At 66.2% G+C, this 11,867-nt stretch carries 12 protein-coding genes; 5 read left to right on the top strand and 7 right to left on the bottom strand.

Annotated elements, in window-relative coordinates; all coding sequences use genetic code 11:
* Positions 1-71 precede the first annotated feature (71 nt).
* The 7 genes from ACQCSY_RS06630 to ACQCSY_RS06600 all read right to left on the bottom strand — a co-directional run bounded on the left by ACQCSY_RS06630 (position 72) and on the right by ACQCSY_RS06600 (position 7,595).
* Positions 72-1,067 (bottom strand): sugar phosphate isomerase/epimerase family protein, encoded by a 996-nt coding sequence (locus ACQCSY_RS06630; RefSeq protein WP_427134220.1) that lies wholly within the window; start codon positions 1,065-1,067, stop codon positions 72-74.
* A 1-nt stretch (position 1,068) separates the two neighbouring features.
* Positions 1,069-2,211 (bottom strand): Gfo/Idh/MocA family protein, encoded by a 1,143-nt coding sequence (locus tag ACQCSY_RS06625; RefSeq protein ID WP_427135715.1) that lies wholly within the window; start codon positions 2,209-2,211, stop codon positions 1,069-1,071.
* Positions 2,212-2,371: 160 nt separating this feature from the next.
* Positions 2,372-3,211 carry a carbohydrate ABC transporter permease gene (locus ACQCSY_RS06620; protein WP_427134218.1) on the bottom strand — a complete coding sequence of 280 codons (840 nt, stop codon included), beginning with the start codon at positions 3,209-3,211 and terminating at the stop codon, positions 2,372-2,374.
* Positions 3,204-4,232: a carbohydrate ABC transporter permease gene (locus tag ACQCSY_RS06615; RefSeq protein ID WP_427134216.1), complete on the bottom strand. Its 1,029-nt coding sequence runs from the start codon at positions 4,230-4,232 to the stop codon at positions 3,204-3,206. The genes ACQCSY_RS06620 and ACQCSY_RS06615 overlap by 8 nt, the downstream gene beginning before the upstream one ends.
* 55 nt (positions 4,233-4,287) lie before the next feature.
* A complete protein-coding gene (locus ACQCSY_RS06610; RefSeq protein WP_427134214.1) occupies positions 4,288-5,610 on the bottom strand; it encodes an ABC transporter substrate-binding protein in 1,323 nt (440 codons plus the stop codon).
* 96 nt (positions 5,611-5,706) lie between these two features.
* On the bottom strand, positions 5,707-6,858 hold the full coding sequence (locus tag ACQCSY_RS06605; RefSeq protein ID WP_427134212.1) for a Gfo/Idh/MocA family protein: 1,152 nt from the start codon (positions 6,856-6,858) through the stop codon (positions 5,707-5,709).
* On the bottom strand, positions 6,855-7,595 hold the full coding sequence (locus ACQCSY_RS06600) for a sugar phosphate isomerase/epimerase family protein (RefSeq protein WP_427134210.1): 741 nt from the start codon (positions 7,593-7,595) through the stop codon (positions 6,855-6,857). Before ACQCSY_RS06600 ends, ACQCSY_RS06605 begins: the two co-directional genes overlap by 4 nt.
* A 217-nt stretch (positions 7,596-7,812) precedes the next feature.
* Between ACQCSY_RS06600 and ACQCSY_RS06595 the strand changes: the two genes are divergently transcribed.
* The 5 genes from ACQCSY_RS06595 (at position 7,813) to ACQCSY_RS06575 (ending at position 11,804) form a co-directional block, all read left to right on the top strand.
* A complete protein-coding gene (locus tag ACQCSY_RS06595) occupies positions 7,813-9,054 on the top strand; it encodes an ROK family transcriptional regulator (RefSeq protein WP_427134208.1) in 1,242 nt (413 codons plus the stop codon).
* Between the two features lie 113 nt (positions 9,055-9,167).
* Entirely contained in the window at positions 9,168-9,671 is a 504-nt protein-coding gene (locus ACQCSY_RS06590; protein WP_427134206.1) for an EamA family transporter, read from the top strand.
* A 51-nt stretch (positions 9,672-9,722) separates the two neighbouring features.
* Positions 9,723-10,508: an amino acid ABC transporter ATP-binding protein gene (locus ACQCSY_RS06585; RefSeq protein WP_427134204.1), complete on the top strand. Its 786-nt coding sequence runs from the start codon at positions 9,723-9,725 to the stop codon at positions 10,506-10,508.
* Position 10,509: 1 nt separating this feature from the next.
* Complete coding sequence (locus ACQCSY_RS06580) at positions 10,510-11,154, top strand: amino acid ABC transporter permease (RefSeq protein ID WP_427134202.1); 645 nt, start codon at positions 10,510-10,512, stop codon at positions 11,152-11,154.
* Complete coding sequence (locus ACQCSY_RS06575; RefSeq protein ID WP_427134200.1) at positions 11,151-11,804, top strand: amino acid ABC transporter permease; 654 nt, start codon at positions 11,151-11,153, stop codon at positions 11,802-11,804. Before ACQCSY_RS06580 ends, ACQCSY_RS06575 begins: the two co-directional genes overlap by 4 nt.
* Positions 11,805-11,867 lie beyond the last annotated feature (63 nt).

Genomic DNA, 11,867 nt, shown 5'->3' with positions numbered 1-11,867 from the left:
CTGGCTTCGTGAAGCGGTGTTGCGGCCGACTGGAGTCCCTCGATCCGGCCCAGCTCCGCGTCCCCGTGCGCCTACTGTTTGAACGCGGCGTCGAAGGAGGTCCGCGAGGCCGGGAAGTCGAACTTCTTCAGCGCGGCGAGAGCTTCCGGGGCGCCGTGCAGGCGGTCCATGCCGGCGTCTTCCCATTCGATGCTGATGGGGCCGTCGTAGCCGATCGCGGTCAGGGCGCGGAAGGACGATTCCCAGGGCACGTCCCCGCGGCCGGCCGAGACGAAGTCCCAGCCGCGCCGCGGATCGCCCCAGGGCAGGTGCGAGCCCAGCACCGTGTTCCTGCCGGTGGGGCGGAGCTTGGTGTCCTTGCAGTCCACGTGGTAGATCCGGTCCTTGAAGTCCCAGATGAAGGAGACCGGGTCGATGCCCTGCCACATGAAGTGGGACGGGTCCCAGTTCAGCCCGAACGCCTCGCGGTGGCCGATCGCCTCCAGGGCGCTGACGGTGGTCCAGTAGTCGTAGGCGATCTCGCTCGGGTGGACCTCGTGGGCGAAACGGACGCCGTGCTCGTCGAAGACGTCCAGGATGGGGTTCCAACGGTCCGCGAAGTCCTGGTACCCGGCCTCGATGACCTTTTCCGGGACGGGCGGGAACATGGCCACGTACTGCCAGATGGAGGAGCCGGTGAACCCCACTACGGTGTCCACGCCGAGGGCCCTGGCGAGCCGGGCGGTGTGCTTCATTTCCTCGGCGGCGCGGGTGCGGACTCCTTCGGGGTCGCCGTCGCCCCAGACCTTGGACCCGACGATCGCTTCGTGGCGGAAGTCGATCGGGTCATCGCACACGGCCTGGCCCTTGAGGTGGTTGGAGATGGCCCAGACCCTGAGGTTGTACTTCTCCAGCACCGCGAGTTTGGATTCGACGTAGCCGGGCTCGTCCCAGCGCCAGGCGTCCAGGTGGTCGCCGGACACGGCGATTTCCAGGCCGTCGTAGCCCCAGCCGGAGGCGAGCCTGGCGACTTCCTCGAACGGGAGGTCGGCCCACTGGCCGGTGAAGAGGGTGTACGGGCGGGGCATGTCAGGCTCCTTCGGGTCGGGGGGACGTTTCAGGGGGCGTTGTCAGCTGGATGATGGAGCTCTTTGACGCGGCGCTTTCCTCCACCGCGGCCAGGACGCGCTGGACGGTCAGGCCGTCCTCGAACGACGGCGAGGGCTGGGTTCCGCTTGCAATTGCCAGGAGGAAGTCGCGGACCTCGTGCGTGAAGGTGTGTTCCCAGCCGATCACGTGGCCTTGCGGCCACCACGCCGCCGCGTAGGGGTGCTCCGGCTCGTTGACCAGGATGCGGCGGAAGCCCTGCTCGCGGACCGGGACGGTGGCGTCGAGGAAGCCGAGCTCGTTCAGGGCCTCGAGATCGAAGAGGATGGAGCCCTTGTCCCCATAGATCTCGAGCCTGAGGGAGTTCTTCTGGCCGGTGGCCACCCGGGAGACCTCAACCGAGGCGATGGCCCCGGAGGCGAGCGTCAGCGTGGCCCAGGCGGCGTCGTCGACCGTCACTTCCTCCGGACCGTTCCGCCCGGGTCGGTAGGTGGTGAAGGTGTGCAGCCGGCCGGAGACCTCGGTGACCTGGTCGCCGAGGAGGAAGAGCACCTGGTCGATCGCATGTGAGGCGATGTCGCCGAGGGCGCCGGATCCGGCGGTCTCCTTGTTCAGCCGCCAGGTCATGGGGGATTCCGGGTCCACGAGCCAGTCCTGCAGGTACGCGGCGCGGACGTGCCGGACGGTGCCGAGGCGTCCTTCGGCGATCAGTTCCCGGGCGAGGGCCAGGGCCGGGACGCGGCGGTAGTTGAAGCCGATCATGGACTGCACGCCTTCGGTCCGGGCGGTCCGGGCTGCCGCGGCCATGGCCTCGGCCTCGGCCAGGGTGTTGGCCAGCGGTTTCTCCACCAGCACATGCTTGCCGGCGGCCAGGGCCGCGATGGCGATCTCGGCGTGCATGAAGCCCGGGGCGCAGATATCCACGATCTGGATGTCCTCGCGGGTGATCACCTGGCGCCAGTCCGTGGAGGACTCCGCCCAGCCGTATCGTTCTGCGCCCGCGGCGACCCCGGCCGGGTCACGGCCCACGAGGACCCGCTGTTCAAAGGCCGGCACGTCAAAGTAGCTGGCCACGTTGCGCCAGGCGTTCGAGTGGGCCTTGCCCATGAACGCGTACCCGATCATTGCCACCCCCAGAGGGGTGTCGGGCGTGCCGCCGTCTGGGGTGCCGGGGGTGTCGCCGTCGATGTGGCCGACTGTGTTGCCGGCTTGCTCCAGCGGTGGCGTGTGCGCCGTCGTCATGGTGTGGTGCTCCTCAAAAGCTGGGGGTGGCTTATTTAGGCTGTCACTTAACAGCGCCGGCGGACAGTCCCGCGACGAGGTGTTTCTGGACCAGGATGAAGCCGATCAGCACGGGCAGGCTCACCACCACAGAGGCGGCCATCAGCTGGTTCCAGAACACGTCCGATTCGCTGGCATAGGACTTGAGCCCCAGGGAGAGGGTCTTGGTGGCCTCGTTGGTCAGGACCGAGGCGAACAGGACCTCTCCCCAGGCGGAGATGAAGGAGTACACCGCCACCGCGATGATGCCCGGCTTCGCTACCGGCAGGATCACCCGGAACAGCGCGCCCATCCGGCCGGTGCCGTCGATCATCGAGGCCTCCTCGAGTTCCTTGGGGATGGAGGCGAAGTACCCGGTCAGCATCCAGATCGCGAACGGCAGCGTGAACGTCATGTAGGTGATGATCAGGCCGAGGTAGGAACCCTGGAGCTGCAGCCCGGTGATGTTGCGGATCTGGGTGAAGATCAGGTACAGCGGCAGCAGGAACAGGATGCCCGGGAACATCTGGGTGGACAGCACCGTCAGGCTGAAGGCACGCCGGCCGCGGAACTGGAGCCGGGCGACGGCGTACGCGGCCAGGACGGCGACGGTCACGGAACAGATGGTGGCGGCCACGGTGATGATGAGGCTGTTCTGGAAATACTTGGCAAGCGGCACCGTGGTCCAGATCTCAAAGTACGGTGCGGCAGTGATCTCGTCCGGGATCCACTGGAACAATCCGGAGACGTCCTTGAGCGGTTTGAGCGAGGTGGACACCACGACATAGAGCGGGACGGCCACCCAGAGGGACAGGATGGTCAGGACGATGTTCCGCAGAATGCGGAAGTTGCGGGTCTCAATCATTGTCGGCCCCCTTGGGCAGCACCATACGGATGTAGAAGAAGGACGCGATGAACAAGGCGATCAGGAGCAGCACGCTCATGGCGCCGCCCAGGCCGAAGTTCCAGCTGCCGAAGGAGTTCTGGTAGATCAGCGGCGAGACCAGGGTGGCTTCCTTCGGGGAGGCTGCGCCGAAGAGCACAAACGGGATATTGAACTGGTTGAAGGTCCAGAGGGACATCACCAGCAGCAGCACACCGTTGGCGGGGCGGACCATCGGGAGGGTGATGGTGCGGAACTGCTGCCAGAGCGAGGCGCCGTCGATCGCCGCGGCCTCGTAGACATCGGTGGGGACGTTCTGCAGGGCAGCCATCAGCATCAGGAACGCGAAGGGCCACAGCTGCCAGATGTTCACCACGATCATCGCCCCGAAGGAGTTCTGACCCAGGAGCCAGAAAGGACGGTCATCGCCGAACAAGTGGAAGGTGTCCACGAGGATCTGGTTCACGGCGCCGTCGCGCTGGTTGAACATGAACGCCCAGGCGATGGTGCCCACATAGGCGGGCAGGGCGTAGGGAACCAGAAAGAAGGTCCGCAGGATGGCGCGGCCCTTGAAATTGGAGGACAGGAACACGGCCCCCGCCATGCCCAGGACCCAGGAGAAGCCGACCACGGCGACGGTGTAGAGCAGGGTCCGGCCTACGGTGCTGAAAAACGCCTGGCCGATGGTGCTTTCGGGGTTCAGACCGTTGATGAAGTTCTGCAGGCCCACGAACGGGGCGTTGAGCCAGTTCGTGAGGTTGAGCTGCGTGAGGGAGATAAAGGCAATCCAGATCCCCAACAGCATCGGGCCGATGTGGATCAGCACTTCCAGCACGGCCGCCGGAAGAATGAGCCCGTAGGGGAGGAAGGAACGCTTCTTCTTCCGGACCGGCGGGCCTGCGTTGGCCGGCGGGACTGCGTTGACCGGCGGGACGGGTGCGGGTTTCGGGGCGGGATCGCCGCCGGCAGCGGCGGGGCCGCTGTCCAATGCTGAGTGGGTCATGGAAGCTCCTTGGCCAGGGGTGCGGGGGTGTGGCCCCCGCACCCTTCAGGCATTGTTACTGGGCCGCAGCCATCTGGTTGTTGGCGTCCTTGAGGGCCGCCTGGACGTCAGCCTCGGAGACAGTTCCGGTTGCTGCCTTTGCGAAGAGGTTCTTGATGGCCGTACCCGTCAGGGTTTCCATCTGGCCCTCCTTGGCGATCAGCGGCATCGGCAAGGCGTGGTTGGCCAGCGCGTCGTTCTTGAGTTTCACCTCTGCCGTCTGGAACGCCGCGTCCGAGGAGACGCCGGAAACCACGGGCAGGGAGCGGAAGGCCTTGTTCAGGGCGAGCTGTTCGGCGTCGTTGGTGAGCCAGCCCGCCAGCTTGATCGCGTTCTCCTTGTTCTTGCTGTTCTTGAACACGCTGAGGTTGATGCCGGCGACGTGGCTCTGCGTTCCCTCGGCGCCGCTGGCGCCTGCGCCCATCATCGGCACCGGCGCGACGGCCCAGTCGGTGAAGCCGCGGGCCTCGAAGTTCTTGACCGGGCTCTGGTCAAACAGCATGGCGGCCTTGCCGTTGATCAGGTTGTCGACCTTCTGGCTGCCGTCCGAGATCTCAGCGTCCGACGGCGACATCACCTTGTCGACGGCCATCAGGTCAACCCACTGCTTGACGCCTTTGACCTGGGCGGCGCTGTCGAAGGTCGGCTTGCCGTCCTTATCGAAGAGGGCGCCGCCGTTCTGCAGGCCGCGCACGAAGGCCTGGTGGGAGTTGGCGGAGACCGATGCGCCGGCCGCCGTGAAGCCCCACTGGTCGGGCTTGCCGTCGCCGTTGGTGTCCTTGGTGAGCTTCTTCGCATCCGCGACGAATTCCTCCCAGGTGGCCGGCGGCTTCTCGATGCCGGCCTCCTTGAACATCGTCGGGTTGTAGTACATGTTGTAGGCCAGCCCGTACAGCGGGACGGACGTCGGGGTCTTGCCGTCGGCGCCGCCCGTGGACCAGCTGGTCTTGAGGAAGCGGTCCTTGCCGCCGACGGCGTCGAGCAGGGCGCCCTCCACCGGCTCGAACGCGCCGGTCTCCTGCAGCGTGACGGCCCAGGTGTTGCCGATGTTCAGGACGTCGGGGCCGTCGCCGCTCGTGACGGCGGTGAGGATGCGGTTGTAGAGATCGTTCCAGCCGATCACCTCAAGCTTGACCTTCACGCCGGTCTTCTCGGTGAAACGGTCCAGGCTGGGCTTGAGCTTGGCCGCGGTGTCCTCAAGGCTGTTGCCCTGGTTGGAGGCCCAGTAGGTGATGGTGTCGCTGCTGGAGGCCTGGCTGCTGCCGCCGCACGCGCTGAGGCCGAGGGCCATGGCCGTTGTGGCGGCTACTGCCGAGAGGACTTTCAAGGGATTCTTCATGCTTGCTCCGGGTTTCTCGTCGTCGAGCTGGGGCTGGGTGTGGGAGGGGTCGGGCGGGTGCCCGCCGGCCGCGCTGGCCGGCAGGAACAGCTCTTGCTACGCGGACAGCGTCGCCGCGGTGGGATCCCAGTCCTCGGGCAGCGCCGGGACCTTGGTGGCGGAACTTTCGACCTCCACGAAGGCCCGGGTGTCGATCGACTCGGAAATCGCGGCCATCGTGTCGAGGATGTGGAACGCGAGCTCGCCCTGCGCCCGGTGGGGCCGGCCTTCGCGGAGGGCGCGTGCCATTTCCAGGACACCGGTGCCGCGGCTGGCCGTGGAGCCGACGGACGGGACCGTGGTCCAGTCCTCGGAGCCGAGCGCGCAGATCCGGATGTCGCCGTCGAAATTGTTCGGATCCGGCAGGGCGATCGTGGCGTCGGATCCCGTGATTTCCACGAAGCCGGCGCGCTTGAACGGCGAATCGAAGCTGAAGATGCTCTGGGCCGATTCGCCGTCTTCGAACTCCAGGATGGAGCTGACGTGGGTGGGGACGGTGACGGCGAATTCCTCGCCGGCCTTGGGGCCGGAACCGATCACGCGGGTTTCCCTGGACTTCGAGCCGAATGCGGCCACCCGGCGCACGCTGCCGAAGGTCTGGACGAGCGTCGTCAGGTAGTAGGGTCCGATGTCGAACAGCGGCCCGGCGCCGTCCTGGAACAGGAATGCGGGGTTCGGGTGCCAGGATTCCGGGCCGGGCGACTGCATCAGGGTCAGGGCGGTCAGCGGGGTGCCGATATCGCCGCGCTCGATCATCCGGCGGGCCGTCTGCAGGCCGGCGCCGAGGAAGGTGTCCGGGGCGCAGCCCAGCCGGACGCCGGCGGCGTCGGCTACCTTGAGCAGGCCCAGGCCGCTTTCCCGGTCCAGCGAGAAGGGCTTCTCGCTCCAGACGTGCTTGCCAGCGTTGACGGCCTGGGTGGCCACCTCGACGTGGGCCGCCGGGATGGTCAGGTTGATGACAATCTCGACGTCGGGGTTGTCCAGCACAGCGTCGACGCCGCCGTGGTTCTCGATCCCGTACTCCGCGGCGCGGGCCGCGGCGGCGTCCTCGAAGAGGTCGCCGATCGCCACCACCCTGAGGTCCGGGAAGTTGGTGAGATTGTCCAGGTACTGCTTGCTGATGACGCCGGCGCCGATGATGCCGACGCCGACGGGCCCGGTTCTTGTTGTGCCCGAGCCTGTTGTTCCCGATCCCGCCGTGCCGCTCATGCGGAGACCCTTCCGGCGCTGAGGTAGTTGAAGCTGTCCCGGACGGCCTCAAACATGTCGCCCTGGAAGTCGTCGAGCTCGATCACGCCGGCCTCGAGGGAGCCGGCCGCGGCCAGGACATCCCAGATCGGCATTTTGCCGTCGCCGACGGCGACCTGGCTGGACGGATCCGGGGTGACAGGGCCGTCCTTGATGTGGATGAACTTCACTCGGTCGCCAAGACGGGCGAGCAGCTCCGCCGGGTTCTGGCCGCCCACGGCTGCCCAGTAGGTGTCCAGTTCCAGGACGACCTCGGGATCCAGGTGGTTGGCGAGGTGCTCCAGCGCCGTCTTGCCGTCGATGACGGACTCAACTTCCCACCAGTGGTTGTGGTAGCCCACGCGGACGCCGTAGCCGGCGCCCTTCGCCGCGGCGGCGTTGAGCTGCTCCGCGGTTTCCTTGATGTCGGCCAGGGTGTTCCAGCGTTCGATCGGGACGTGCGGGTCAATGACGGTGCCGATCCCGAGCTGCTGGGCGGCGGTGAAGATGGCGTCCTGGTCGTCGCTGAGCAGGGGAGCGTGGCCGGAAGGGGCGGTGAGGTTGTTCTCCGCCATGGCCTGCTTCAGTTCGGCGGCTTTGGCGACGAACCGGTAGGGCTCAACCATGGTGAAACCGATTTCCGCCAGGCGCTGGATGGTTCCAGCAAGATCCTCTTCAAGGGCCTTACGGACCGTGTAGAGCTGGATCGAGTATGACACTGTCTCTCCTCGTCGTTGGGGTGTGAGCTGCAGTCGCGGCGCCTGGTTTCGTATGAACGCTCATGTGCAGATCGAGTGCGGTTCATGCGCAGGTGAGTGGGCTGCCTCACACCCCAAGCTAGAACGACTTTTGTCGATCGTCAAGCAAAAGTTGCAAACTTTGCTCCATTCTTTTTGGAACGTGACATGCATAAGAACTTCGTGCTATCACTTACTCATGAGTTCGCCCACCGGCACAGAGACCGGCCATACTGAAGGAGCCGGTACCGAGCCGGCCGGCCACGAGGCCGCCGGCATCCTGTCCCGTGCCGGGGATCTTTTCCAGCTCCTGCGCGACGGCAAGGCCCGGACGCGCGCCGAGCTCGCCCTCACCACCGGACTCGCGCGCTCCACTGTCGCCTCACGCATCGATGCGCTGATGCTCTCCGGGCTCGTCGGACCCGCCGGTGAGGCAAGTTCCAGCGGCGGCAGGCCGCCGTCGCGCTTCGCCTTCAACCCGGCCGCGCGCTCCGTCCTCGCCGTCGACGTCGGCGCCACCCACGTGATCATCGCCGTCACGGACCTCGGCGGAAATGTGCTGGCCGAATGCCGGCTGGCGCAGGACGTGGCGGACGGCCCGGAGGCCGTCCTGGACCGGGTGGTCGAGGAAGGGCTGAAGCTGTTGGGCCAGGCCGGACGAGGCAAGCCGGACCTGGCAGGAGTCGGAATCGGACTTCCCGGGCCCGTGGAACACGCCACCGGCATGCCGGTGAAGCCGCCCATCATGCCCGGCTGGGACGGGTTCGACGTCGTCCGCCACGTCCAGCGCTCCCTGCCGGTTCCCGTGCTGGTGGACAACGACGTGAACATCATGGCGCTGGGCGAACGCACCGCGCATTGGCCCGAGGACGAGAACTTCCTCTTCATCAAGGTGGCCACCGGCATCGGCGCCGGCATCATCAGCAGCGGCCAGCTCCAGCGCGGAGCCAACGGCACCGCCGGAGACCTCGGCCACGTGCGGGTTCCGCGCGGCGATGACGTGCTGTGCCGCTGCGGCAACTACGGCTGCCTCGAGGCGCTCGCCTCCGGCCCCGCCGTGGCCCGGGCGCTGACGCTGCAGGGACTGAAAGCTGACAACGGCGGCGACGTGCTGCGCCTCGTGGCGGCCGGAAAGCTGCAGGCGATCCAGGCGCTGCGCCAGGCCGGCCGGGACCTCGGTGATGTGCTGGCCACGGTGGTGAACCTGCTCAACCCCTCCACGATCGTGATCGGCGGAAGCCTCGGCCAGGCCGGCGAACACCTCATGGCCGGGGTCCGCGAAGTGGTCTACCGGCGCTCGCTGCCGCTGGCCACAACGCATCTGCGGATCGGCCTCTCCATTGCGGGGGACCAGGCCGCCATCCTGGGTGCCAGCCAGATGGTCACGCAGCATGTGCTGTCGCCGGCCGTTATCGAGGCGACCCTGCAAGCCACGGGCTGACTGCCTGTCCATAGTGGCCGGCGTGACGGCTCGGGCTGTCCGCGAAATGGGGCGAAGGAGGGCGCGGTGAGGATAGCGTCACCGGTATAGGCCGGAGATCAACTCAATGAGGGATGCCCCGCACCGTCGGGCGTCGCATACCTGGATTCGAGGGAACAGCTGCCACGACCGGCATCGCTGCGACACTTTACCCACCGGTCGGGACCGCAATATTCATCCAGAATCCTCCGGACACGTCGGCAGTCTTCTACGCAGCGGGAGCAGGAATCCTTGCGTCGGTCGTGCCACACGTCGCTGACCTAGTAGCCCTCCGGCGGGTCCCCGCCAGCCTTTGCGGAATACTTACGAGCGTCAACCCGATTTTCGCAGCCATCATCGGTGCAATCGCGCTGCGCCAAGCCCTTTGGGGCTTGGGAATGGGTGGGAATTGCCCTGATCGTTGGCGCGAACGCCGGCGTTCTGGCGCAGAGGGCTTCTTCCACGCCAGAGACTCCGTAAGGCCGATCCAGTCCACGTCCAATAGCCATTTCGGGTCGCCATGGCAGGTGCTGGGCGGCCCTCTGAAAAAGGTCTTTCCTCACCCGATAGTGTCATGTACCATGGCACATATGATGTGACATCGATCATACAGATCGATTATTCACTTGGTCGACACATGAAAGATCACTATGACCCTTTCAGAAATTGCGGACGGCAAGCTCGCGCCCCGTCTCGGCATCAAGCTAGACAACATCTCGAAGCGCTACGGCGACCACATCGTCCTTGATGATGTCTCCCTGCACGTGGATCCAGGGACGGTTACGGCCCTCATCGGTCCCTCCGGTGCGGGCAAGAGCACGTTCCTGCGGTGCATCAACCTCCTCGAACGGCCCGACTCCGGGACCATCCAGGTGGATCAGCACACCATCGAGCCGGGCAAGGATGTCAATAGCCGGGACCTCGCCGCCCTGCGGCAGACCGTCGGCATGGTGTTCCAGTCCTTCAACCTGTTCCCGCACATGTCCGCGCTGAAGAACATCAGCTTCCCGCAGCAGAAGGTTCTCGGACGCAGCAAGGAGCAGGCGGACGAGCGCTCGATGCAGCTGCTCGAGCGCGTGGGCCTCAAGGAAAAAGCGAACCAGCACCCCGGGCGCTGCTCCGGTGGCCAGCAGCAGCGCATTGCCATTGCACGGGCCCTGGCCCTGGATCCGAGCATCATGCTCTTCGACGAGCCGACTTCTGCCCTCGACCCTGAGGTGGGTCTTGAGGTCCTGGCCGTGATGCGTGAGCTGGCGGCGGACGGCATGACGATGATCGTGGTCACCCACGAGATGCAGTTCGCCCGCGACGTCTCGGACACGCTCGTCGTCATGGCCGACTGCAAGATCATCGAGCAGGGCGACCCGAAGGCCGTCATGAGCGACCCGCAGGAGGCCCGGACGCGCCGCTTCCTGCGTGCAGTGCTGGAGCGCTGACATGGACGCGCTCTCCGCAGTCCTCCAGGGGCTGCCCATGACCGTCGCGCTGACGCTATCGGCGTTCGCCATCGGCATCGTCGGCGCCGTGCCCCTCGCAGTGGGCCTGTCGTCGTCGAACATGCCCGTGAGGCTGGCCTCGCGGCTATTCGTGGACCTCGTCCGCGGCGTGCCGATCATCGTCTGGCTGTTCCTGCTCAAGTTCGGCATCCAAATCGGCACCTTCAAGTTCAACCCGGTGAGCGCCGCCATTGTTGGCCTCGGCGTCGTCTCCGTGGCCTACCTCGCTGAGATCTATCGCGGCGGGCTGCAGGCCGTACCGCGCGGCCAGAGCGAGGCTGCGGACGCCCTCGGCCTCGCCAAGCGGGCCATCTTCTACCGCGTGATGGTCCCGCAGGCCTTCCGCATCGTGTCCCCGTCCATCGCGACCTACCTGACGGGCCTGCTCAAGGATTCCTCGATCGCCTCGACGATCATCGTCACCGAGATGGTGTTCCAGTCGCAGGCCTTCGCCCGCCAGCACCCCACGGCCGAAGGGATCCTGCCCTACATCATCGTGGGTGTGCTCTACATCGTGCTGAGCCTCCCGGTCGCCTACCTGTCCCGTCGACTCGACTCCCGCATGAGGAAGGCCATCTACGTATGACTTGGCTTACAGACTGGGTGGGCTACCTCCCGCAGATGATGTCCGGCCTGGGCGTCAGCCTCCTGATCGCCGCCGTCTCGATCGTCGTCGGATATCCGCTGGGGCTGGGTCTCAGCCTCATGGTGACAGCGAAGAATCTGGCGGTCCGCACGCTCGGACTCGCAGTCGTCGAGGTGGGGCGCGGGGCGCCGGCCCTGGTGATTCTCTACCTCTTCTATTACGGCCTGCCGAAGTTCGGGATCGCGTTCGAGAGCATCACGGCCGCGTGCCTCGCCCTCATCTGGAACGCGGCCGCATACTCGAGCGAGATCATGCGGGCGGGCCTGCAGTCGGTGGCCCGCGGACAGCACGAGGCCTCCAGCGCCCTGGGCTTGTCACAGCGCGATGCCTTCTTCCGGGTCATCATGCCGCAGGGCATGCGGTCCGCGATCCCCGGGCTCATGGGAGTCGCGATCCAGGTGTTCCAAGGCACTTCGCTGGCTTACGGCATCGCCGTCCCCGAGCTGATGAAGACGGCGTACAACATCGGCAGCCAGGACTTCAACTACTTGCAGATCTTCACCCTCGCGGGCATCTGCTACGCCGTCATCTCGATGCCGGCCACGTGGATCACCGTCTTCTTCGAGAAGCGGATGGCCCGCCACACCTGACCGTTCCACCCCCATCTCCCGCACCATCCCATCCCACCACACCCCACCCCAACTAGGAGGCAC

Source organism: Pseudarthrobacter sp. S9 (assembly GCF_050156545.1).
In the GTDB taxonomy this organism is placed as follows: Bacteria; Actinomycetota; Actinomycetes; order Actinomycetales; family Micrococcaceae; genus Arthrobacter.
Note: the sequence above shows the minus strand (reverse complement) of the source record. Positions and strands in the feature narration are given on the sequence as shown.